Genomic DNA, 22162 nt, shown 5'->3' on the forward strand with positions numbered 1-22162 from the left:
ATGAAAATATCGCCTTTTATTTTTTGATTAATGTTGCTTCCATAAGGGAAGTTGAATCGTGACGGCAAGCCCGCCCAAGTTGCTGGATTCGGCCCATACTTTTCCATTGTGTTCATTAACTACATTATAAACAATGGTTAATCCCAACCCTGTTCCACCAGTGGCCCGTGTTCGGGTTTCATCTACACGATAGAATGGCTTAAAGATTTTATCAAACTCTTCAGGTGGTAAGCCTAAGCCATTATCATCCACTCGAATTTGTAGGCAGTTCTCATCCTGTTCATTTTTTTGTAAGTTAATAGTGAGAAAAATACGGTCTTTAGTGTATTTCAACGCATTGCGAACAATGTTTTCAATTGCACTGGTGAGTAAGCTTAGGTTGCCATAAATCATGTGTTTTTCAGGATGTAAAATAGAGATATTGACATCACAAGTTATTTTGCGTTGTTCTGCTTCAAATAGGGCATCCTTTATGACATCGTCCCAGAGTTGAACAATGGAAAATAAATTGTGCTCCATTTGAGAATGCATTTGTTGACGGGAAATGAGCAACAATTCACTGATCATCTTATCCATTCGTTGTATTTCTTTTTCAATGCGTTTTACCGGTTCAATATCACCCGTTTGATGACGAACCAGTGCAGTAGAAAGTTGTAAACGCGTTAATGGTGTTTTTAATTCATGTGAGATGGACGAAAGTAGATTGTGTTGGTTTGAAATTAGATTATCAATCGCAATCGACATTTTGTTAAAACTTTGACCTACTTCTCGCAATTCTGCTGGACCATGATTTGCTAACTCATTATCAACTTTGAAGTTACCTAATGCCACGCTATTAGCGGCTTTTTGTAAATTGGTAATAGGTTTGACGATGGTATGAGTGAACCACCAAAGCAAAGGTGTTGTAATAATTAATGTTAAGAGCAGTAAGATCCAAGGGTGATCAAGCATATAACGCAAAATTTCTTGTTGGCCATTTGCTCGAGACACAAAGAATAATTCGGATGCTTGGTCGGAATCGCCAATATAGACTTTAAAAGGTCCTGCAATTTGGATATCTTTAAATGTTTTGCGTTGTGGCTGGGCAAAGTTACTTGATTCTTGGGCGAACTGAGCAATATGCATTCTTTCTTCGCCTAAAGCACCGAAGATTTCTTTTTCAGGCGTCATAATAACTGGGCGAGCAGAGTCGAATTTATCTGTTGGAAGCACAGGAACGCCAGCGAGGATGCCATTGATTCTATTATTACGAATTGATTCGACGAGTTTCTTTTGATAACTCGATATTTCATTTTGATTTAAATCTGAGTATAAGCGGCTATCAAAATAAGGAAGTGCGACTAAAAGCGCGGTCATGGCAAAGAATGCCAACCAAAAGACAGTAAATGTGCGTATAGTGAGCTGATTTAAGCTGAATTTCTTAATGAGCATTATTCACAAACCAATAAGTAACCACGGCCACGTAGCGTTTTCAGCCATGGTAAGCCATTGTCTCTTTCTGGAAGTTTTTTGCGCAAGTTTGACATATGCATATCAATCGAGCGATCGAAAGGAGAAAGGTGTTTGCCAAGCACATTCATACTTAATTCTTCACGAGAAACAATTTGTCCAGGGCGAAGCACAAGTTTATGAAGTAGGGCAAATTCAGAGCCGGTTAGACCGAGATCTTGCCCTTTATAAGAGGCTTGTTGAAGACCAGAATGAAGGACTAAACCACAAAATTCCAATGTATTCTCTTCTGATGGAAGTGCGGTCGAATTTTGAGAACTTTCTGATGGGCTAACGCGACGCAAAATCGCCTTAATGCGGGCAACCAACTCACGATCGTTAAATGGTTTTGGTAAATAGTCATCGGCACCAAGTTCTAAGCCCAGTACACGATCGATTTCTTCACCACGCGCAGTTAGCATCATTACAGGGACATTTGATGTTTGACGAATTTTCTTGAGTGTTTCAATGCCGTTTAATACAGGCATCATAACATCCAATAAGACTAATTGGTGACTTGAGTTTAATTTGTCTAATGCTTCTTGACCATTATTTGCAATTTCGACTTCAAAACCAGTCAGTCGTAAAACTTCTGCAAGCAAATCTGTTAGTTCAATATCATCATCAACTAATAGAATTTTTGACATTTTTATTCCCTTGTAATACAACGAACCTGCTTGATGTAACAAGCAGGTACTATTTTTTTATGACTACCAGAATTTCCACCAGCTTTTCTTACCTGCATTTTCAGGTGTGCTGATAATAGTATTATTTTCGTCTTGTTTTGCCACTTCAGGTAATGGCTTATCTAATTCTGCACTGCTCACTAAACCGTTTTGATCGAATTTCACAGTAAATGTGTGCTGCTCAGGTTTTTGGTAAGAGTGTTGTTGTAAGAACACGTAATACCAAGTTAAGTTACTATAAGGATCAATTAAAACCGGTGTGCCAAGTAAATATTGTACTTGTTGGGCTGTCATGCCAGGTTTTACTTGTGCCACAGTGGCCGCTTCTAAATAGTTACCTTGTGGTACATCAATACGATAAACTACTTTTTGTACAGTTGAACAAGAAGTTAAGCTTAATGCTAAAACAACTGCACCTAAAAATGTTTTTAATTGCATATTTTTTACCTTTTACTGCAAAGTTATGTCGAATGATACCGAAACTTTATGATCTTGCCAAATTAATTATCGCACTTTAATGCTTTTTGAAGTTGATCTTTTAAATTTGGTGGTATCCCTTTGATTGTTAAAGTATCTGTAAGTGGATCCCATTCAATACGGTTATTCAATAAATCCGCATCAAAGCTTAATGTGACACCTTTACCGGAACCTGAAAACTTCGTTAATGTTTTTAAGGCTGAGCGTACTGGCGGAATCGTTTCTTCCAAGCCGTAATCTTGCTCTTCTGTAAAGGTGACAAAAGGGCGCTCGTTTAGAGTCGGCAAATTGGCTGAAAGTTCAGTTAATGCGATCTCATCACCGCTTGCTAATTGACCTTTGCAGTATTCAAATACCTGTTTTTTCACCGCCTGAGTTTGTTCTTTATTTAGCTCACCTTGTTCACAGTAATCACTTACCGCTTGTAATAAGCATTGGTTTTGAACTTGTGGATTTAGACCTTCTTCTGCACCCAAAAAATCCATAAAAAAGTCACTAATTTTACGGCCTACACGACCTTTAATGAAGGTAAGGTAGCGGTTTGAGTTTGCATTTACTTGTAAATCCGTTAAGTTGATTCGTGCCGCAATATCAAATTGTGTGATATCTAAGTATTCTGTACGGCGAATTTCAAGATTCTCGTCAACTAACATGCTGATACGGCTATCCAACAAAGCAATGAATAGGTAATCCGTCGCTAAAAAGTTATATTGGCATAGGATAAGCGTACCGCTGTCTGCAAAATTATATTTGCCCAATTCTTGCGCTAATAATTTTGTGGATTGTTGGCTGAAATTTAAAAAGTTGATTTCATTTTCTAATAAACGATTCAGATCTTGTGCAAAAATGGAATTCTCTTGGAAGACACCAAAAGCTTTGCCTTTATTTTGATAACCTTGATGTAATTGCAACATCATTTGTTCGACTTCTGGCGTAATGGTGAGAAGTTCATCACGTAACACGCTTTCCATTGTAGTGGTTTCATTTCCAGCGTGCTTAACTAATTGATGTAGCACGATTTGATTAACCGTAATGCTCATAATTTTTTCCTTCGTAAAATTTGCCTTAAATTATAACCGCACTTTTTAGGCAAGAAAAAAGAAATTATTCAGATTGAGCAAATTATCGGGTATGATATAAGAAGTTTTTTTGTATTCAGAACAGGCTTAAACATTCCAAATGGCTCAACATTCAAAGTATTCAGATGGGCAAGTTAATGCCATCATTAACGACATGATTAGCGTGCTTGAAACTCACAAAGCGCCCGTTGATCTTTCTCTTATCGCTTTAGGTAATATGGCTAGTAATTTATTAACCACTAGCGTGCCAGCTGCACAGCGTGAAGCATTAGCACAAGCCTTTGCCAACTCTCTGATGAATTCGGTGAAAACAAAATAAAATGTGGTGGTTTAAAAAGAGCAAATTCAACGGACGTGAATACCGTGAAGAAACCTCGCGAAAAATTTCGTGGGGGCATTGGTTTGCTTTTTTTAACATTATCATCGCAATTCTTATTGGTAGTCGTTACGCCTTTCTCATTGACTGGCCAGACACCTTACTCGGCAAAATTTATTTCTTTATCAGCTTATTAGGTCATTTCAGTTTTTGTGTTTTTGCCTTGTATTTGCTAGTGATTTTCCCGCTGAGTTTTATCATCAAAAATCACCGCACTTTCCGTGGATTAACGGTGATTATCGCGACAATTTGCACCACTTTATTGCTGTTTGATACGGAAGTCTTTAACCGTTTCAATATCCACCTTTCTTCTATCGTTTGGAATTTGTTAGTGAACCCTGAAAAGGGAGAGCTTTCAAGAGATTGGCAAATTTTCTTCGCGCCAATGCCGATTATTTTACTGATTCAAATGCTTTTCTCCCGTTGGAGTTGGGAAAAGTTACGTAGCTTAGAGCGTCAGAAATGGCTGAAAAAAGTCGGATTAGTGCTAACTTCTACTTTTGTCGCTACACACTTAATTTATGCTTGGGCGGATGCCTTTTTATATCGCCCGATTACCATGCAACGCTCAAATTTCCCGCTTTCTTATCCAATGACTGCTCGAACCTTTTTGGAAAAACAAGGATTTATTAATGCGGAAACATACTCTCAGCGCTTAGAGCAAGAAGGGCGTTTAGATGCATTAAAACTTGATTATCCGAAAAAAGACCTTCAGTTTGAGCAAGTTGAGAACAAACCAAATATCCTCGTGATTACCGTTTCAGGTTTACGTTATGACGCACTGACTAGCGAGAAAATGCCTAAATTGTTTGAATTTGCCACAAGTTCTACTCAATTTACGAATCATTACAGTAGCGGCAATACGAACAATGCCGGCCTAGTGGGCTTATTCTATGGACTGAATGCAAATTATACGGACAGTATTTTGAGTAATCACACACCGTCGGTATTAATTAAAAAGCTACAAGATGAGAAATATCAATTTGTCGCTTATTCGTCCACGGCATTTAAAGATAGCTTATTTAAACAAGCCTTGTTCCGTAATGTGAAATTGCCTAAAGTGAAAGCTTCTTCGCCAAAAGAAGCGAGAAATGGTGTTTTATCACTCTTAAAAAATGATAAGCCTTGGTTTGCTTATGTGGATTTAGATATTACGGATAAAACGGAAGAAAATTACACCAAATCGCTTGCAGATATAGACCAACAGATTGACGAAATCTTAGCATCAGTTTCTTTAGAGAATACGATTGTCATTATTACGGCAGAACATGGTACAACGTTTAATAAGCTGGATGAAAAAGAGCAAGAAAACTATTTTGGTCGTGATGAAATTCAAGTGCCGTTTATTGTTTACTGGAAAGATTTACCGGTGCAAGAAGTCTCGAAATTAACGAGCCATACGGATTTATTACCGGCATTGATGTCATCGATCTTTAAAGTGAAAAATCCAGTTTCGGATTATGCACAAGGTCGCAATTTATTTGAGCTTAATGGCGATCCTTGGGTGTTGGCATCAAATTTCCGTTGGAATGTCATTATTCAGCCCGATGGCACACAGTATCACATTGATCGCAAAGGAAACTATAAGAAATTTGACCGCACTTATACGGAGCAATCTTCTAGCCGCCCACCACTTGGGTTGTTCTTGGAAGTTTTCAAACAAGAGCGTTCTTTTATCAATAAATAGATAGCTTTTTTGCGCTTAAAATCTTATACTTTGCATTCAGTTGAAAGACTGAAAAGATGTTATTAATTAAAATCTGCGAATTTTTCATAACATTGCAAACAATTCACAATAGATCAGATCCTTATTGGGTTTGCTTTTCAATTAATACACTTCTCGTCTCTCTTTTCCTTTCTTTTTTGGCGGAGTTATTATGAGAAATCACGTTCGTAGCTTTAAAACGTTTATTCGAGACGAAATTATTAAAAAAGGTGGCTGGGTTAATGCTCATGCTCACGCAGATCGTGCTTTTACAATGACACCCGAAAAAATCGGCATTTATCACAATAGTAATCTTCAACAAAAATGGGATTTAGTGGACGAAGTTAAACGTACATCAAGTGTTGATGATTATTACGCCCGTTTCTGTCAATCGATTGAGTTGATGATTTCCCAAGGGGTGACGGCATTTGGGACTTTTGTGGATATCGACCCGATTTGTGAAGACCGAGCCATCATTGCTGCGCATAAAGCTCGCGAAGTCTATAAGCATGACATTATTTTAAAATTTGCGAATCAGACTTTAAAAGGGGTGATTGAGCCAGAAGCACGCAAATGGTTTGATATTGGCTCTGATATGGTGGATATGATTGGTGGTTTACCTTATCGCGATGAGCTTGACTATGGTCGAGGCCTTGAAGCAATGGATATTTTACTTGATGCGGCTAAATCTCGCGGCATTATGTGTCATGTGCATGTGGACCAATTCAACTCTCCAAAAGAAAAAGAAACAGAGCAGCTTTGCGATAAAACTATCGAACATGGTATGGAAGGTCGAGTCGTGGCGATACATGGTATTTCCATTGGTGCGCATAGCAGAGAATATCGTTATAAACTTTATGAAAAAATGCGTCAGGCAAAAATGATGATGATTGCTTGCCCAATGGCGTGGATTGATAGTAACCGAAAAGAAGATTTAATGCCTTTCCATAACGCATTGACACCGGCAGATGAAATGATTCCGGAAGGAATTACAGTCGCGTTAGGTACCGATAATATCTGTGATTACATGGTGCCACTTTGTGAAGGGGATTTATGGCAAGAACTAAGCTTGCTGGCTGCGGGCTGCCGTTTCCCTCATCTTGATGCGATGGTTGATATTGCCAGTATCAATGGACGTAAAGTGTTAGGGTTAGAGCCTGTTTAATCCAAAAAATTAGATAGAAGTGCGGTCATAAAACGAAACGTTTTGTGGCCGTTTTTATTTATAAGATAAAACAGAACTAATGCTAATTTGACTGATTTAAAAAAGGACTTTAAGAAAAGTGGTGGGCGATACCGGTCTCGAACCAGTGACCCCCTCCTTGTAAGGGAGGTGCTCTCCCAACTGAGCTAATCGCCCGATGCACCTGAAAAGGTATTCGGATTTATTTAAACACTAAAATTAAGTGGTGGGCGATACCGGTCTCGAACCAGTGACCCCCTCCTTGTAAGGGAGGTGCTCTCCCAACTGAGCTAATCGCCCACATAAGAAAAGCGTTTAAATAATGGGAAAGTTTGAGCGGAAAGAACACTTTAGAAAAGTGGTGGGCGATACCGGTCTCGAACCAGTGACCCCCTCCTTGTAAGGGAGGTGCTCTCCCAACTGAGCTAATCGCCCGCTTGGTCAAACTTTTACAACATTAAAGCCAACTTTGGAAAAAGTGGTGGGCGATACCGGTCTCGAACCAGTGACCCCCTCCTTGTAAGGGAGGTGCTCTCCCAACTGAGCTAATCGCCCTTAATGTTGTGGATTGGCATTATAAGTATAATGAGATTTCAGTCAATATATTTTTATGAAAAAGCGTCTAGTTGTTGCAAAAATAGGCATAAAATCAGATTTTTTATTTAGAACTCACGCAAGTCGTAGTAAAATAAAGGTAATTTTTGTAAATGAATAGGTTATTAAGAAAATGAAAATTGATCCTCCTTTTGAATTAGATCCGAATGTCAAAGTACGTACGCGTTTTGCTCCAAGTCCAACAGGTTATTTGCACGTAGGCGGCGCACGTACAGCCCTTTATTCTTGGTTATTTGCAAAACATAATAACGGTGAGTTTGTATTACGTATTGAAGATACCGATTTAGAGCGTTCTACACCGGAAGCAACAGCAGCAATCATTGAAGGGATGGAGTGGTTAAACCTTGCTTGGGAGCATGGTCCTTATTATCAGACCAAACGCTTTGATCGTTACAATCAAGTGATTGATGAAATGATTGAGCAAGGCTTGGCTTATCGTTGCTATTGCTCTAAAGAGCGTTTAGAAGAACTACGCCATACACAAGAGCAAAACAAAGAAAAACCACGTTATGACCGCCATTGTTTACATGATCACAATCATGCAGCCGATGAGCCACACGTAGTACGTTTTAAAAACCCAACAGAAGGTTCAGTCGTGTTTGATGATGCGGTGCGTGGTCGTATTGAAATCAGCAACAGTGAATTAGATGATTTAATTATTCGTCGTACTGACGGTTCACCAACCTATAACTTCTGTGTAGTGGTGGATGACTGGGATATGGGTATTACTCACGTTGTACGTGGTGAAGACCACATTAACAACACTCCTCGTCAAATTAATATCTTAAAAGCGTTAGGCGCACCAATTCCAGTGTATGCGCACGTTTCCATGATTAATGGTGATGATGGTCAAAAACTCTCCAAACGTCATGGTGCGGTAAGTGTAATGCAATATCGTGATGATGGTTATTTACCAGAAGCCTTAATCAACTATCTTGTTCGTTTAGGTTGGGGTCATGGTGACCAAGAGATCTTTACGCGTGAAGAAATGATTAAATACTTCGAATTAGATCATGTGAGTAAATCAGCAAGTGCATTTAACACGGAAAAATTATTGTGGTTAAATCACCATTACATTCGTGAATTACCACCTGAATATGTGGCAAAACACCTTGCATGGCACTATAAAGATCAAGGTATTGATACTTCAAATGGCCCGGCATTAACTGAAATCGTGACGATGCTTGCAGAACGTTGCAAAACTTTAAAAGAAATGGCATCAGCAAGCCGTTATTTCTTTGAAGAGTTTGAAAGTTTTGATGAAGCAGCGGTGAAGAAACACTTTAAAGCAGCGGCGATTGAACCACTTGAAAAAGTAAAAGAAAAATTGACCGCACTTTCTAGCTGGGATTTACATTCTACTCATGAAGCGATTGAACAAACCGCAGCTGAATTAGAAGTAGGGATGGGTAAAGTTGGGATGCCGTTACGCGTGGCTGTAACAGGCTCAGGTCAATCACCTTCAATGGATGTGACATTAGTAGGCATCGGCCGTGAACGCGTGTTAGCGCGTATCCAACGTGCCATTGATTTTATTAAATCTCAAAACGCTTAATATTTAGGCTGATAAGCGGGATTTGATTATTTCAATATTGACAGTTTATCAGCCGAAATTTATCATAGCTTGCGTTATTTGGGGATATAGCTCAGTTGGGAGAGCGCTTGAATGGCATTCAAGAGGTCGTCGGTTCGATCCCGATTATCTCCACCAAATTTAAAACCTTGAAACTTAAAGTGAGTTTCAAGGTTTTTTTCTTTATAACGAATCTACATTTCTTTTAGATAATTCAAGCCTAATCCATTCATTTGCCGCATAATCCAACTTTGTTTTTGACGAACTAACGCACTAGGCTTATTCACTTTATAGATGATAGGGTTTGGTAAAACTGCTGCGAGTAATGCCGCTTCTGATTGCGTTAAATTCTTTGCCGATTTTTTGAAGTAATAACGGCTGGCAGCTTCCACACCAAAGATGCCATTACCAAATTCTGCAATGTTTAAATACACTTCTAAAATCCGTTCTTTGGACCAAAAGATTTCCATTAATGCTGTTGTGGGAACTTCTAACCCTTTACGAAACCAACTTTGTCCATGCCAGAGAACGAGGTTTTTCGCAGTTTGCTGTGAAATCGTTGAAGCGCCTCGGGTTCGGCGAGATTTTTCATTGAATTTAAAAGCCTTTTGAATTGCCTCAAAATCAAAGCCCCAGTGGTGGGGGAATTTTTGATCTTCAGCAGCAATCACCGCAAGCTGCATATTCGGTGAGATTTCATCAAGACTCACCCAATCATATTTGATTGAATAGCTAAAATCTAACTGTAATAAGTGGCCGATTTTTTGCTGTACCATATAGGCAGAGAAGGGAACAGGGATAAAGCGAAAACAAATGAAAAACGCCAGGATTGCGAGAGAGAAACGCCACGCAACCCGTTGCCAATTTTTTTTCCACCAAGATGGGCGAAAAAAATGTAAAAGTGCGGTCAGAATTCGCTTAGTTTTTTGCAGCTTGCTCATCGAGTTGGCTTTTCACCCAGTTTATAAAATCCGGATCCATTGTTTTGAGCATATTAGAACCACGCGTAATGGTTGCCGCACTGGTATTGAGATTTTGTTGAATCTCTCGTTGTGAGAGATTCTTATCCAATAACTGAGCCACGATTTGTAAACGCAAACCCACTGCATCGCGCTCATCAGGCGTGAGCAGAAGCGTTAAGAAATCTTGTGCTTTCCCTTGTTCAAATGCGCTTTGCAAGGTTGTGAGGAAAGCATTCCATTGTTCTAAATTGCGACTAATATACATATCAACAATCCTATACTATTAAACTAGTGCGACTAGTATAGCCGATCGTATTCCTCTTTGCTAAAGGTTTGTAATTTTTCTTTGTCTTGTAGGTGTTGATAGTAAAAATCGTAAGTTAATACGTTTTGAACATAACCTCGCGTTTCAAAGAACGGAATAGAGGCAATAAATTCATCCATGGCCAATTTGCCATTGGCTCTCGCAAGCCATTTTTCTACACGGCTTGCTCCCGCATTATAAGCAGAGGCGATCAAAATACGATTATTTGGATATTTAGCATTCAGCTCATTTAAGTGAGCTGTACCGAGTAAAATATTATTAAGCGGTTTGAATAGATCTGATTCGCCGTTATAAGGAAGTTGCTGATTCTCAGCCGTTTTTTGCGCAGTACTTGGCAATAGCTGCATTAATCCACGCGCATTCGCAGAAGATTGTGCCATTGGATTCCAAGCACTTTCTTGGCGAGCGATTGCCATGGCGAAGGTTTTGGTGACACGATTATCTACAATGGCTTGTGGTTCCGTCGCGCTGAGATTCACATTACTGAGGGCAATATCAAAATATTGACTGTAAGCATTTGGTAAACGTAATCCGATATAATCCCATGCTTTCGCAATAATTGAGCCATCCACGCCTAATTCAAACCAATTTTGTTCATTTGCATATTGGCTTAATGCAAGTTGTTTCTCTTGCGGTAGTTTTTCTAATAGAGAACGCCAGCGTTGTTTGGCTGCACCTAATCGATCTAATTGACGTAGTTCTGCAATCTCAGCTAATTCAGTTGCATATTTCTCTTGGATATTGGACTCTTGAGGAATTTTAGGCATTTCCAGTTTGTAGGAATGACCTAATTTGACGGCTGCTAACATTGGATAAAACCCACGTTCTCTCGATAAAGCTTCTAATCGTTGTTTCGCATCTTTATCGGATGCTTGAGCAGCTATTTTAGCCATCCAATAACGCCATTCTTGTTTTTGTTTTGCTTCATCTGAAAGTGCATTTAACCAGGCGAGTAAATCTGTTTGTTGCCAAATAGCCGTACGTAAACGACGTTCAATGAGGTTATCTGCATTGAGTTTAAGAATTTCCTGATCGCGCCATTGCACAAAATTAGGACTTTCGTTATCAAAGAAACGGCTAATAAAAGCGATTTTCCAATCACGTAATTCAGTTTCGTTTAATTGCCAAGTCTTAGCCCATTGCTCGTAAGGGGTGAAGGTTGGCTCATTCATATTTTCTGGAATGGTTCGCAAATAACGAGAAAAACCTAGCACTACGGCAAATTTATGGATAATTTTATTCGTATTACCATCAATTAATGGCAATGACTCAGCGAGTGTTTTCAAATTAGCTGGATTTTTTAAGAGATCCAAATAAAGAGCCAAATCGATATTTACCTGAGCATTTTCTTTTGCACCATCAACTTTTTCTAATTCTTTAGCGAGTATTTCGAGACCTTTCGCGTTATTCTTACTAAAAAGCATTTCCGCTTTTTGATAGATCTTCTCTTCAGTGCGTCCACCTTGTGAATACCAAGCCGCCCATAGCTGAGCATCATTAGGAAGCTCCGCATTGTTAAGCCAAAGTTGTTCATACTCAGATAAAATAGCCGATTTATTCTTGTCGTTTGATTGGTTTTCTGCTGTTTGACTAGTATTAGCTGTTTCTATTTGATATTTAGCTGTGAGCACGGCAATTTGTGTTTCCAAATTATTTGGCGTGAGTTTAGCGAGCGCTTGAGTATCTTCAGCATTGGTGAATAATGTAAAAATGCTTTGTTCTAATTTTCCACGTAGAAAATGAGAGGCATGCTGCTGAATAAATTGTTCAATGTCTGTTCGTAATGCATTTACTTCTTCACGAGGCGTATCGCGATTAACGGTTTTTACACGCGCATCTAAATAAGCCGCCATAGCATCAGTTTGCAATGGATAGCCTTTTAAAGAATCAATAAGCCCAAGAAATAATTTGGCATTATTAGAAACATGATTATTTTTGACCGCACTTTTTAGGAGCGATTCTAATTGCAGAAAAGTCGCGCGTTGTTCAATCAACTTTAATTCATGAGCATGCTGTTGCTGCGCCCATTTGGTTTGTTCTTCTGCAAGGTTAATTTGTGGCACCGTTTCATTTTTGCTTTTATGGGCATGCTGATTAGCCAAAGCTGAGCCTGAAAGTGCAGTTAAAATTAATAACGAAATTGTCGTGTGTTTAAGTGCTCGCATAGGAGATTCCATATAAAGAGAAAGACGGATATTTAGATCCGTCTTTGAGTGTAGAGTTCGTTTTATTTAGAAAACTTTTTTGAAAGGCTTCACAATCACATCACCGTAAACGCCAGCTTCAACATAAGGATCTTGTGTCGCCCAGTTTTTTGCTGCAGACAGGCTTTCGAATCGAGCAATCACAGTCGAGCCTGTAAAGCCAGCTTCACCTGGATTTTCATCGTCAATGGCTGGATTGGGACCGGCGGTTAATAAGCGACCTTCAGCTTGCAATTGTTTTAAACGAGCGAGATGCTGCTCACGTACAGCAAGGCGTTTTTCTAAAGTGCCAGGAATATCTTGGGCAAAAATCACGTAATACATCATTTTTCCTTTTAACAACTTAATTGTAATTCTTCGATGGTGGCTAACGCACGTTCTAATTCAAGATTGCCTTCGCGTGGAATACCGCGAGCTTTGCCATCTTTCCCAACAGCCACAAAGGTAAATACGGCTTCCGTTACGCAATAGCGTTCGCCAATTGGTTCACTGGCCACTTTTTTCACCCATACTTCTACTTTGATTTTAATAGAAGAGCGGCCTACGCTGAGGCATTGGCCGTAACAACACACCACGTCACCAACGGCGATTGGTTTGATGAAGTTCATACTTTCAACAGCAACAGTGACCACACGGCCATGAGCGATTTCTTTTGCTAGAATTGCTCCGCCCATATCCATTTGTGACATAATCCAGCCACCAAAAATATCGCCGTTGGCGTTGGTATCTGAAGGCATAGCCAAGGTACGTAGTAATAATACGCCTTTAGATTGACGACCTTCTTTATCAGTAAGATTTAAAGCCATTATTTTTCCCCGTCATTTTTTTGATCATCTTTAGGTAAGTAACGGTAAATATAAGCACCGCTGACGATTGTTGCAACAAAGGTCATACCAAGTAAACCAAAAGATTTGAAATCAACCCAAGCATCTTCAGACATATTTTGGCTGATATAAATATTTACAAGCATACACAGAATGAAAAATCCTGCCCAGCCTAAATTCAATTTGTTCCACACATTATCTGGTAATTGGATTTCTTTGCCTAATAACTTTTTCACCAGTGGCGTATTAAATTGGAATTGTGCAACCAATAAAACAATGGCGAAGAGGGCATTAATAATGGTGACTTTCCATTGTAGGTATTTGATTTCATTGAAATAGGCAGTGAGTAAACCAAAAAAGACGACAGCAATCGCCATGATTTTTTGTTGTTTCTCAATCATGCCATATTTCAGTTTTAGTACAACCATCTGAATGATGGTCGCGATAACTAAGACAATCGCTGCCTCACGCACCCCAAACATTTTGTAGGTGATGAAAAAGAGAACAAGAGGAATAAATTCAAGAAGTTGCTTCATATTATGCCTTCATAAATAAACTGTAAAAACGGTAAGTAAATACCAAAATAAATATTTGAAATAATGCTACCAAAATGCCAAAAATCACACTTAAAAATGATGTGCCTAGTGTTGTGCCAATGCTATTCGCTAATAGAGGTAAAAGTAAATAAGTGATCAAGGCATAAGTAATGAGTACGCCATTTCGTTTAATACCCGCACGCCACACTTGTAAAGCGCTTTGTCCTATAGATTGATTGGAGACAATATAGTGCACAGGCGATAAGCATAGGCGAACAAAGAAAAATAAACCAAATACCATTGAAACAAAGGCTAGAGGGGAGAGGGCATTTTTGCTTAAAAATGAGCTCATAACATCAGCAAGGCCAAATAAAAGTGGCAAACTCATAAAAATATCTAAAACGACCACACCTAAAAAACGGCGCAATGTCAGCATGAGACCTTGATTAATCGGATTTTGATTTTGCTGACTAATATGATGAATAGTTGCAATACCGAAGGTTGCAATAAAAGACATCAACAATTGTTGAAATACAAAAGATCCAATCAGCGCAGTTGGCTCCACTTTGCTCAACGCATTAATAATATCCTGTTGCGATGGATCAGGATTATTACCCAAACTCGGCATTGGGACACTGACTAATGCATTGATAAATTGTGATGCAATGAAAACCCCAACGAAAAGCAGCACGGTTTTTCGCTGATTACGCATAAAGTTGAGACTATCTTGAAAAATCTGAGTAAAGTTAATTGGCATATTATATCCCACAATAATAAAACCCCGATTATACAGGGTTTATTGTTTTTTTCATAAAATCAGGTTGTTTAATGGTGATTTGAGTCACTCTTTTCAAGATCACATATCGCTTTACTCATTAGCGTAACCATTCGGTGGTAACGGCTTGCCGTCTAAATAGGCTTGATTTTCAATGAGTTTTAATCGCTCTTCAATAAACCATTTAATCACTAAAGGATAAATATTATATTCCTGTTCACGTGTACGAAGTTCAATTTCTTCAATTGTATCGTCAGGGAAAATAGGTACTTTAGCTTGTAACACAATGGCACCGCCATCGATCTCTTCATTGACAAAATGCACGGTTGTACCATGTTCGCTGTCGCCATTCTCAAGTGCTCTTTGATAAGTGTGTATCCCAGGATATTTTGGCAGAAGGGAAGGGTGAATATTTAAAATTTTCCCCGTAAAACGTTGTGTGAATGGTTTGGTTAAGATTTTCATGTAACCAGCTAATACAATGAGATCAACATTGAGATCGTCTAAATAATCACCGATAGCCTTATCCATATCGAGATTAGAGGCAAAATCTTGGCGCAAAAAAACTCGGCTAGGAATGCCCGCACTTTTAGCGCGTTCTAAGCCAAATGAATCGATTTTATTACTGATGACAGTCACAATCTTTCCTGGAATAAAGCCTGCTTGACAAGCCTCAATTATCGCTTGAAGATTCGATCCTTGCCCTGAAATTAGGACGGCAATTTTTTTCATATTATTCAACATAAAAGAAGGGCGAACCTTTCATTCTGAAATTTTCGCCCTGAGATGGAAAAGAGATATCATTTAATGATAACTTGTGGTTCGTCATCTGTCGCACTTTCGATATGACCGATTAACCAGGCATTTTCACCTGATTGCTTTAAAATCGCTAAAGCGGTTTCTACTTCTGATTGTGGTAATGCAATCACCATGCCCACGCCACAGTTAAATGTACGGTACATTTCATAGGTTTCAATGTTGCCTTTTTCTTGTAACCATTTGAACACCGGTTGCCATTCCCAGCTGCTTTCATCAATGACTGCTTTAGTATTTTTCGGTAATACACGAGGGATATTTTCCCAGAAACCGCCACCGGTTAAGTGCGCAATAGCATGGACTTCCGTTTGTTTGATTAACGCAAGAACAGATTTTACATAGATTTTTGTCGGTGCAAGCACTTGCTCACTTAATGGACGACCATCTAATTGCTCTGTGGCCGGATTTACACCAGCAACATCAATGACTTTACGAATTAAAGAATAACCGTTTGAATGCGGACCACTTGAACCAAGCGCGATTAGGGCATCACCCACTTTAACTTGGCTACCATCAATGATTTCTGATTTTTCAACGACACCCACACAGAAACCAGCAAGGTCATAATCACCTGCGTGATACATACCTGGCATTTCAGCGGTTTCGCCACCGACTAATGCACAACCCGATTGCACACAGCCTTCTGCGATGCCTTTGACCACATCAGAAGCAACATCCACATCAAGTTTGCCCGTAGCATAGTAATCTAAGAAGAATAGTGGTTCTGCACCTTGTACGACTAAATCGTTAACACACATTGCAACCAAATCAATACCGATGGTATCGTGTTTTTTTAAGTCAATGGCTAAACGTAATTTGGTTCCTACACCGTCTGTACCAGAAACAAGGATTGGTTCTTTGTATTTGCCTGGAATGGCACATAGTGCACCAAACCCACCTAATCCCCCGATGACTTCAGGGCGAGTTGTCCGTTTTACGTGTGGTTTAATACGTTCAACTAATTCATTACCGGCATTAATATCCACGCCTGCATCTTTATAACTTAATGATGGTTTGCTCACAATGTTGTCCTATATTTTTAGGTTAAATGAAAAACGGCGTGATTGTATCAGATTAAGCAAACGTTTGCGATAGTGATTTAATCAGGATTTAAGCAAAAAAATAACCGCACTTTATTTTGCATGATAAAGTGCGGTCAATTTCAAAAGTGTTTTTAGCGATTCGCTAATTCGAAAATCATCGCTTCAGCTTGGCAGCTAAATGTAAAACGAGCCGTTAAATTTGCACCATTTTCAGTTTCAGTGATTTCACTTTTAATGTCACAAGGATCGCTTTCTGTTTTGCGTGCTTTTTCAATGAAACGATTAAGTGCCGCTTCAGCTTCAGCTTTATTCGCATAGGTTTGATGAATATCAACAGCGCAATCTGAACCGTCAATAATAGTACCCACATCAACACAACTACAAGTGAGAGATTCTTCTGCTTTGCATGTTACTGTCATAGGATTTCCTTATTTTAAAATTAAGATTGATCGTATTTTAGCACTTTTGAGCCACCTGCAAAAGTAACTACATTTTTTTAATTTAAATATCATTTGTTTACCACTGGTCGGAACACTTACAAATTAGTATGAAATAATTTGCACTCCATTTATTGGAGTTTTAGAATCTCGCGGATTTTTTCATTATTATTAATAACAAAGGTTCCAAATGACAAAATTTAATAAAACGCTATTAGCAACAGCGACATTACTCGCAGCGGGCGGTGCAAATGCAGCAGCATTCCAATTAGCAGAAGTTTCTACATCAGGCTTAGGAATGGCTTACGCTGGAAATGCAGCTGTTACTGATAATGCTTCAGTAGTTGCAAGTAACCCAGCATTAATGACGGAGTTTAAAAAAGCAGAGTTATCTGCTGGTGGAATTCTAGTTGATGCAGATGTTGATGTCACAGGTACTATTGGTGGAGTACCAGCTAATCATAAAAATGTCATTCCAAATGCCATTATTCCTAATATGTACGTGGTTGTGCCAGTAAATGACCGCTTTGCATTGGGTGGCGGTATGAATGTTAATTATGGTTTAAAATCTGAATATAATGATACCTATGCTGCTGGTGTGTATGGTGGTAGAACAGAATTAAAAGCATTAAATTTTAATTTAAGTGGAGCATATGATTTAGGCTATGGCTTTAGTTTTGGTGTAGGTGTAAATGCAATTTATTCTGATGCAGAGGTTCAACGTCATTTAGGTATCGGTGGTAAAGCGGTTGCACAGCAATTAGGTGCAATGGCAGCAAAATTAAGTGCTGCTGGACAAACAGCTAAAGCAACACAGTTATCAGCAGTTGCTAAACAATTAGCAAACGCCCCAGCAAATACATCTGTATCAAAAATTAAAGGTGATAAATGGAGCCTAGGATGGAATGCGGGTTTAACTTATAAACTCAATGAAAATCATCGTTGGGGTTTAGCATATCACTCTGCAGTAAATGTTAAATTTAAAGGTAATTATTCAAATGAATTCCCTGTTACATATAATGCATTATTATCTCAATTAGCAAATACAGGAGTTACCTTGCCAATTACTCAGGCAACTGGAGGTGAGATCGTTCCGGGTAGTTTAACTTTACACTTGCCAGCTTATTGGGAATTTTCTGGATTCCATAAATTAACGGATAAATTAGCGGTTCAATATAGCTATAAATATACTGAATGGAAGCGTTTGAAAAGCTTAACTGCTTATGGTGAAAGTGGTAATGTTTTATTCCATAAAGATGAAAAATTCAGTAATTCTTCACGTTATGCACTAGGTTTCTCTTATGATGCAACAGATGCCTTAACAGTGAGAGTTGGTGTTGCTTATGATAAGAATGCAAGTGTCAATCATCCATCAATCTCAATTCCAGATACAGATCGTATGTGGTATAGCTTAGGGGCAACTTATCGTTTTACCCCGAACTTATCAGCTGATTTTGGATATGCACACTTACATGGTAAGAAAAATAGCTTTAAAGAAGGTTTATCAGGTCAATTTAAAGTTAAATCAAGTGCTAACCTTTACGGTTTAAACTTAAACTACAGTTTCTAATTTGTTAAAAATTTAGCATAATACGCAGCACACCGAATGTATGTTCGGTGTGCTTTTTTCTTATATCACGCTATAAAAAACGAGAGAAAAATGACCGCACTTTTTTATGCTTATATGGATTCACCAATTGGTCGGTTATTAATGCTTTCTGATGGTGAACATCTTACAAATTTAGATTGTGAGTTAGAACAAACCACGCCAAATCCAAATTGGATTTTACGAGAAGATTTACCGCTTTTTGAAAAAGTGCGGTGCGCTTTAATGCGTTATTTTAATGGTGAGCCAGAAAGTTTCTCCGATATTCCTTTATCGCCTAAAGGTACCGCATTTCAACAAGCGATTTGGAAAGCATTGCGTCAAATTCCTTATGGTAAAACGGCGAGTTATGGCGGGTTAGCAGAAAGCATTAATAATCCCAAGGCGGTGCGTGCCGTTGGTGGTGCAGTAGGGAGTAATCCCATTAGTATTATTATTCCATGTCATCGTGTATTAGGGAAAAAATGTGAAATCACGGGTTTTGGTGGTGGATTGCCGGCAAAACGCTTTTTATTGAAACTAGAAAATATTCCTTACATCGACAAAGGCGTAGAATACGTTAAACCGAAATTATTGAAGAAATACCACGAATGATCCCACAAACCGAACAAGCCTTATTAGAAAAAGCGCAATCTATTGCGGGGTTAACTTTTGGCGAACTTGCAGATGAATTAAATATTCCCGTTCCGCCTGATTTAAAACGCGATAAAGGTTGGGTTGGAATGTTGCTTGAAAGTGCATTGGGGGCGACTGCTGGTAGTAAAGCAGAGCAGGACTTTTCCCATTTAGGCATCGAATTAAAAACCTTACCCATCAATGCCGAAGGTTTTCCGTTGGAAACCACGTTTGTGAGCCTTGCGCCCTTGGTTCAAAACTCAGGAGTAAATTGGGAAAATTCGCATGTTCGTCATAAATTATCGAAAGTCTTGTGGATTCCTATTGAAGGTAGTCGAGACATTCCTTTGCGTGAGCGTCATATTGGTCAGCCTATCTTATGGCGTCCTTCGACTGAACAAGAACATCAATTACGCCAAGATTGGGAAGAGTTGATGGATTATATTGTGCTCGGGAAGTTGGATCAGATTACAGCACGTATTGGTGAAGTTATGCAACTGCGTCCAAAAGGCGCCAATAGTAAAGCCATTACGAAAGGCATTGGGAAAAATGGGGAAGTGATTGATACCTTGCCGCTGGGGTTTTATTTACGGAAAGAATTTACAGCAGGCATTTTAAACGCTTTTCTTAATCATAAAAATGGGTGAATCATCACCCATTTTTTATTTTTCTTCATTTTGAAAAACACGGAAAAATCCCACCGCACTTTGTAAAGTCTCACCATAAAAAATGAGAGGAATACGATTTCGTTGCCAAGGCGGAACGCCGAGCTCTTGCCAAATTTTTTTCATGGTTTCGGCAGGGCGATTATGCTGGCGTTTTACTTTGCCAGTATAAGCAAATCGTATTTGAATCGGCTCTTGTGTATCAGCAAGTTGAACTTGTTTGTCATTCCAATGCACTAAAATGCCTTTCGTATTGTGGGCAGCATAAATTGTTCCAAGATTATCAGGCAAGGTAATCTGTTGATTTAACGGCATATCAAGACAAGTTTGCGACAAATCAGAGAATTTTCCCGTTAAATAAAGACATTCCTGATAACGGCGAATAATATGCTCCCCTAGTTGAAATTGTGGGGATGCATCCGCTTTAGCCTGAATCACATCATCAATAATATGCATTAATTGAATCTGCGTTGGCATGGCAATCTGATTTTTAGCCAGCCACATTCGCAAAAGTGCGGTTTGTTTTTGCGATGAATAGTTTAGAAAGTTTAGGAGCGAAAACTGTTTTTGATCCTCAAAAATATGCTGTTCAAAGCAGGTCTGTAATAATTCATTAATCAGTTGCTGTTGCTCAAAACAATGTTGTGCGGCACGCTGAACCGCATAATCAAAATGCCCCCAGCGTTGGCGTAATTCAGGCAAAATTTGGTTGCGTAAGAAATTACGCTCGTAATGATTATCTTGATTGCTTTCGTCTTCGACCCAAGACAGATTTTCTTGCTGAACGTAATCTTCTAATTCATTACGGCTAAAAGAAAGAAGAGGCCGTAAAATAGGCATCCCAAATAATTGACTTTCTTTTTGCATGGCACCTAAACCTTGTAACCCTGCTCCGCGTTTTAGCGCCAGGAAAAAGGTTTCAGTTTGATCATTTAAATGATGTGCAGTGACCAGATATTCGTCAGGTTGAATATGTGTCGAAATGGCCTGATAACGGGCTTCTCTTGCGCCAGCTTCAATGCCATCATGCATTTCCACTTTGACTTTTTCAACAATAAGTGGAATGGCAAATTGTTTACAGAGTTGTTGGCAATGAGCTGTCCAAGTATCCGCATTCGGGCTTAATCCATGATGGATATGAATAGCTCGCAGGCTTAAGTGCGGTCGTTTTTTGCTGAGTTTTTTAACTAAAGAGAGCAGTGCAGTTGAATCCAAACCACCGCTAAAAGCAATGAGAAGCTTATTGGCGGGGGTTGGAATTTGTGCTTGGAATAATGAAAAGAGATCCATTAGGCAACTTTAACAGCTTTGTAGTTTGTACTTGGATTTAAGATTTCAAAACGTGCAGCAATGGGTTGGAGTTCGTAAGATTTCAAATCAAAGGTAGTTTTCATTACGCCAGCAACGGCATTATTCATTTTTTCAAAAGCTTCAACATCGTTGCCACAGTTTAAGTAATGCGCCAAGAAAGTCCCCGCAATTAAATCACCCACACCAACTGGTTCAAAGTTAAATTTATAAAGCGGACGACTTAAATGCCATACGCCTTCAGGTGTCGCCATAATGATTTCAAAGGTATCAGGATCATTTAATTTACCTGCTTTACCTAAGTGTTTAACTAAGACTTTTTTCACACCTTTGGCCACTAATGCATTGGCGGCTTTGAGCACATCGTCAAACGTGTTGATAGGGAAGTCAGAAAGTGTACGAAGTTCGGAAAGATTTGGGGTCATGATGTCCGCACGTGGAATGGCTTTTTCAATTAAGCGTTCACGTACACCATCCGCCACGACACAGACTTTTTCGGCATTTGGCATCACTGGATCGCACAAGTAAAGTGCATTTGGGTTACGAGCTTTAATTTTCTCTAAAGAATAGATAATTTGGTCAACTTGTTCAGCTGAACCTAAATAGCCAGAAAGTAACGCATCACATTCTTGAAGTTTTCCGATGGCATCTAAACCGTTGGCAATTTCACCAATTTGCTCTTGTGGAATCACCATGCCAGTCCATTTACCATATTGGGTATGGTTAGAGAATTGTACGGTATTGAGTGCCCACACATCTACGCCTAATAGCTGCATTGGGAAAGTGGCGGATTTATTACCGGCAAAACCATAAACTACGTGGGATTGGATTGCTAATACGTTTTTCATTTTGAGTTCTCCTTTT

General features: G+C 39.1%; 23 protein-coding genes and 5 tRNA genes. 8 read left to right on the forward strand and 20 right to left on the reverse strand.

The features are described 5' to 3' along the window. Window positions 1-27 precede the first annotated feature (27 nt). From cpxA to yejK, 4 genes are all read right to left on the reverse strand, one after another. The gene (gene cpxA, locus PARA_RS05240) at window positions 28-1431 is read right to left on the reverse strand and encodes an envelope stress sensor histidine kinase CpxA (RefSeq protein ID WP_014064859.1); all 1404 of its coding nucleotides are present in this window, start codon (window positions 1429-1431) and stop codon (window positions 28-30) included. Then, window positions 1431-2135: a response regulator gene (locus PARA_RS05245; protein ID WP_014064860.1), complete on the reverse strand. Its 705-nt coding sequence runs from the start codon at window positions 2133-2135 to the stop codon at window positions 1431-1433. The genes cpxA and PARA_RS05245 overlap by 1 nt, the downstream gene beginning before the upstream one ends. Window positions 2136-2198: 63 nt before the next feature. Beyond that, window positions 2199-2612, reverse strand: coding sequence for an outer membrane protein assembly factor BamE (gene bamE, locus PARA_RS05250; RefSeq protein ID WP_014064861.1), 414 nt, complete (start codon window positions 2610-2612; stop codon window positions 2199-2201). Window positions 2613-2674: 62 nt separating this feature from the next. Next, on the reverse strand, window positions 2675-3691 hold the full coding sequence (gene yejK / locus PARA_RS05255) for a nucleoid-associated protein YejK (RefSeq protein WP_014064862.1): 1017 nt from the start codon (window positions 3689-3691) through the stop codon (window positions 2675-2677). 139 nt (window positions 3692-3830) lie between these two features. Here yejK and PARA_RS05260 point away from each other — a divergent pair, with 139 nt between their 5' ends. From PARA_RS05260 to PARA_RS05270, 3 genes are all read left to right on the forward strand, one after another. Beyond that, complete coding sequence (locus PARA_RS05260) at window positions 3831-4049, forward strand: YejL family protein (protein WP_014064863.1); 219 nt, start codon at window positions 3831-3833, stop codon at window positions 4047-4049. A 1-nt stretch (window position 4050) separates the two neighbouring features. Further along, complete coding sequence (locus tag PARA_RS05265; RefSeq protein ID WP_014064864.1) at window positions 4051-5793, forward strand: DUF3413 domain-containing protein; 1743 nt, start codon at window positions 4051-4053, stop codon at window positions 5791-5793. Between the two features lie 190 nt (window positions 5794-5983). After that, window positions 5984-6976 carry an amidohydrolase family protein gene (locus PARA_RS05270; protein ID WP_005696743.1) on the forward strand — a complete coding sequence of 331 codons (993 nt, stop codon included), beginning with the start codon at window positions 5984-5986 and terminating at the stop codon, window positions 6974-6976. Window positions 6977-7095: 119 nt separating this feature from the next. Here the strand turns inward: PARA_RS05270 and PARA_RS05275 are convergent. The 4 genes from PARA_RS05275 to PARA_RS05290 form a co-directional block, all read right to left on the reverse strand. Continuing rightward, window positions 7096-7171, reverse strand: a tRNA-Val gene (locus PARA_RS05275). Window positions 7172-7218: 47 nt separating this feature from the next. Beyond that, window positions 7219-7294 (reverse strand) — tRNA-Val (locus PARA_RS05280). Window positions 7295-7353: 59 nt separating this feature from the next. After that, window positions 7354-7429 (reverse strand) — tRNA-Val (locus tag PARA_RS05285). A 44-nt stretch (window positions 7430-7473) separates the two neighbouring features. Further along, window positions 7474-7549: transfer RNA gene (locus tag PARA_RS05290), tRNA-Val, on the reverse strand. A gap of 172 nt (window positions 7550-7721) precedes the next feature. Here PARA_RS05290 and gltX point away from each other — a divergent pair. Both gltX and PARA_RS05300 read left to right on the forward strand, forming a co-directional pair. After that, window positions 7722-9164, forward strand: a complete 1443-nt coding sequence (gene gltX, locus PARA_RS05295) for a glutamate--tRNA ligase (protein ID WP_014064865.1) — start codon at window positions 7722-7724, stop codon at window positions 9162-9164. 80 nt (window positions 9165-9244) lie between these two features. Next, window positions 9245-9320 (forward strand) — tRNA-Ala (locus PARA_RS05300). A gap of 56 nt (window positions 9321-9376) precedes the next feature. On the opposite strand, the gene mtgA is transcribed toward PARA_RS05300, so the two are convergent. The 10 genes from mtgA to PARA_RS05350 form a co-directional block, all read right to left on the reverse strand. Beyond that, entirely contained in the window at window positions 9377-10123 is a 747-nt protein-coding gene (gene mtgA / locus PARA_RS05305) for a monofunctional biosynthetic peptidoglycan transglycosylase (RefSeq protein WP_014064866.1), read from the reverse strand. Beyond that, window positions 10101-10409, reverse strand: coding sequence for a trp operon repressor (gene trpR / locus PARA_RS05310; RefSeq protein ID WP_014064867.1), 309 nt, complete (start codon window positions 10407-10409; stop codon window positions 10101-10103). The genes mtgA and trpR overlap by 23 nt, the downstream gene beginning before the upstream one ends. Before the next feature lie 32 nt (window positions 10410-10441). After that, window positions 10442-12634 carry a transglycosylase SLT domain-containing protein gene (locus tag PARA_RS05315; RefSeq protein ID WP_014064868.1) on the reverse strand — a complete coding sequence of 731 codons (2193 nt, stop codon included), beginning with the start codon at window positions 12632-12634 and terminating at the stop codon, window positions 10442-10444. A 66-nt stretch (window positions 12635-12700) separates the two neighbouring features. Then, the gene (locus tag PARA_RS05320) at window positions 12701-12997 is read right to left on the reverse strand and encodes a YciI family protein (protein WP_014064869.1); all 297 of its coding nucleotides are present in this window, start codon (window positions 12995-12997) and stop codon (window positions 12701-12703) included. Window positions 12998-13008: 11 nt separating this feature from the next. Next, entirely contained in the window at window positions 13009-13479 is a 471-nt protein-coding gene (gene yciA, locus PARA_RS05325; RefSeq protein ID WP_014064870.1) for an acyl-CoA thioester hydrolase YciA, read from the reverse strand. Next, on the reverse strand, window positions 13479-14033 hold the full coding sequence (locus PARA_RS05330) for a septation protein A (RefSeq protein ID WP_014064871.1): 555 nt from the start codon (window positions 14031-14033) through the stop codon (window positions 13479-13481). The genes yciA and PARA_RS05330 overlap by 1 nt, the downstream gene beginning before the upstream one ends. A 1-nt stretch (window position 14034) precedes the next feature. Next, window positions 14035-14745 carry a beta-methylgalactoside transporter gene (locus tag PARA_RS05335; protein ID WP_231844646.1) on the reverse strand — a complete coding sequence of 237 codons (711 nt, stop codon included), beginning with the start codon at window positions 14743-14745 and terminating at the stop codon, window positions 14035-14037. A gap of 156 nt (window positions 14746-14901) precedes the next feature. After that, window positions 14902-15540 carry a phosphoribosylglycinamide formyltransferase gene (gene purN, locus PARA_RS05340; RefSeq protein ID WP_041918316.1) on the reverse strand — a complete coding sequence of 213 codons (639 nt, stop codon included), beginning with the start codon at window positions 15538-15540 and terminating at the stop codon, window positions 14902-14904. Window positions 15541-15608: 68 nt separating this feature from the next. Beyond that, entirely contained in the window at window positions 15609-16646 is a 1038-nt protein-coding gene (gene purM, locus PARA_RS05345; RefSeq protein ID WP_014064874.1) for a phosphoribosylformylglycinamidine cyclo-ligase, read from the reverse strand. 152 nt (window positions 16647-16798) lie between these two features. Next, window positions 16799-17086, reverse strand: coding sequence for a YfcZ/YiiS family protein (locus tag PARA_RS05350; protein ID WP_014064875.1), 288 nt, complete (start codon window positions 17084-17086; stop codon window positions 16799-16801). Between the two features lie 208 nt (window positions 17087-17294). Here PARA_RS05350 and PARA_RS05355 point away from each other — a divergent pair, with 208 nt between their 5' ends. From PARA_RS05355 to mutH, 3 genes are all read left to right on the forward strand, one after another. Then, window positions 17295-18674 (forward strand): outer membrane protein transport protein, encoded by a 1380-nt coding sequence (locus tag PARA_RS05355; protein ID WP_014064876.1) that lies wholly within the window; start codon window positions 17295-17297, stop codon window positions 18672-18674. Between the two features lie 90 nt (window positions 18675-18764). Next, a complete protein-coding gene (locus tag PARA_RS05360) occupies window positions 18765-19304 on the forward strand; it encodes a methylated-DNA--[protein]-cysteine S-methyltransferase (RefSeq protein WP_014064877.1) in 540 nt (179 codons plus the stop codon). Then, window positions 19301-19972 (forward strand): DNA mismatch repair endonuclease MutH, encoded by a 672-nt coding sequence (gene mutH, locus PARA_RS05365; RefSeq protein ID WP_014064878.1) that lies wholly within the window; start codon window positions 19301-19303, stop codon window positions 19970-19972. The genes PARA_RS05360 and mutH overlap by 4 nt, the downstream gene beginning before the upstream one ends. A 15-nt stretch (window positions 19973-19987) precedes the next feature. Here the strand turns inward: mutH and tilS are convergent, their stop codons facing one another. Both tilS and pdxY read right to left on the reverse strand, forming a co-directional pair. After that, the gene (gene tilS / locus PARA_RS05370) at window positions 19988-21280 is read right to left on the reverse strand and encodes a tRNA lysidine(34) synthetase TilS (RefSeq protein ID WP_014064879.1); all 1293 of its coding nucleotides are present in this window, start codon (window positions 21278-21280) and stop codon (window positions 19988-19990) included. After that, on the reverse strand, window positions 21280-22146 hold the full coding sequence (pdxY, locus tag PARA_RS05375; RefSeq protein ID WP_014064880.1) for a pyridoxal kinase: 867 nt from the start codon (window positions 22144-22146) through the stop codon (window positions 21280-21282). Before pdxY ends, tilS begins: the two co-directional genes overlap by 1 nt. Window positions 22147-22162 lie beyond the last annotated feature (16 nt).

Source organism: Haemophilus parainfluenzae T3T1, assembly GCF_000210895.1.
Taxonomy (GTDB): Bacteria; Pseudomonadota; Gammaproteobacteria; order Enterobacterales; family Pasteurellaceae; genus Haemophilus_D; species Haemophilus_D parainfluenzae_A.

Excerpts from the sequence above, each read along its gene's own strand:
- PARA_RS05335 (WP_231844646.1), bottom strand. The coding sequence starts at position 14,745 with ATGCGTAATCAGCGAAAAACCGTGCTGCTTTTCGTTGGGGTTTTCATT.
- cpxA (WP_014064859.1), bottom strand. The coding sequence starts at position 1,431 with ATGCTCATTAAGAAATTCAGCTTAAATCAGCTCACTATACGCACATTT.
- PARA_RS05320 (WP_014064869.1), bottom strand. The coding sequence starts at position 12,997 with ATGTATTACGTGATTTTTGCCCAAGATATTCCTGGCACTTTAGAAAAA.
- PARA_RS05355 (WP_014064876.1), top strand. The coding sequence starts at position 17,295 with ATGACAAAATTTAATAAAACGCTATTAGCAACAGCGACATTACTCGCA.
- PARA_RS05330 (WP_014064871.1), bottom strand. The coding sequence starts at position 14,033 with ATGAAGCAACTTCTTGAATTTATTCCTCTTGTTCTCTTTTTCATCACC.
- PARA_RS05360 (WP_014064877.1), top strand. The coding sequence starts at position 18,765 with ATGACCGCACTTTTTTATGCTTATATGGATTCACCAATTGGTCGGTTA.
- tilS (WP_014064879.1), bottom strand. The coding sequence starts at position 21,280 with ATGGATCTCTTTTCATTATTCCAAGCACAAATTCCAACCCCCGCCAAT.
- mutH (WP_014064878.1), top strand. The coding sequence starts at position 19,301 with ATGATCCCACAAACCGAACAAGCCTTATTAGAAAAAGCGCAATCTATT.
- PARA_RS05245 (WP_014064860.1), bottom strand. The coding sequence starts at position 2,135 with ATGTCAAAAATTCTATTAGTTGATGATGATATTGAACTAACAGATTTG.
- mtgA (WP_014064866.1), bottom strand. The coding sequence starts at position 10,123 with ATGAGCAAGCTGCAAAAAACTAAGCGAATTCTGACCGCACTTTTACAT.
- trpR (WP_014064867.1), bottom strand. The coding sequence starts at position 10,409 with ATGTATATTAGTCGCAATTTAGAACAATGGAATGCTTTCCTCACAACC.
- PARA_RS05260 (WP_014064863.1), top strand. The coding sequence starts at position 3,831 with ATGGCTCAACATTCAAAGTATTCAGATGGGCAAGTTAATGCCATCATT.
- yciA (WP_014064870.1), bottom strand. The coding sequence starts at position 13,479 with ATGGCTTTAAATCTTACTGATAAAGAAGGTCGTCAATCTAAAGGCGTA.
- PARA_RS05350 (WP_014064875.1), bottom strand. The coding sequence starts at position 17,086 with ATGACAGTAACATGCAAAGCAGAAGAATCTCTCACTTGTAGTTGTGTT.
- pdxY (WP_014064880.1), bottom strand. The coding sequence starts at position 22,146 with ATGAAAAACGTATTAGCAATCCAATCCCACGTAGTTTATGGTTTTGCC.
- PARA_RS05265 (WP_014064864.1), top strand. The coding sequence starts at position 4,051 with ATGTGGTGGTTTAAAAAGAGCAAATTCAACGGACGTGAATACCGTGAA.
- bamE (WP_014064861.1), bottom strand. The coding sequence starts at position 2,612 with ATGCAATTAAAAACATTTTTAGGTGCAGTTGTTTTAGCATTAAGCTTA.
- PARA_RS05270 (WP_005696743.1), top strand. The coding sequence starts at position 5,984 with ATGAGAAATCACGTTCGTAGCTTTAAAACGTTTATTCGAGACGAAATT.
- purN (WP_041918316.1), bottom strand. The coding sequence starts at position 15,540 with ATGAAAAAAATTGCCGTCCTAATTTCAGGGCAAGGATCGAATCTTCAA.
- gltX (WP_014064865.1), top strand. The coding sequence starts at position 7,722 with ATGAAAATTGATCCTCCTTTTGAATTAGATCCGAATGTCAAAGTACGT.
- PARA_RS05315 (WP_014064868.1), bottom strand. The coding sequence starts at position 12,634 with ATGCGAGCACTTAAACACACGACAATTTCGTTATTAATTTTAACTGCA.
- yejK (WP_014064862.1), bottom strand. The coding sequence starts at position 3,691 with ATGAGCATTACGGTTAATCAAATCGTGCTACATCAATTAGTTAAGCAC.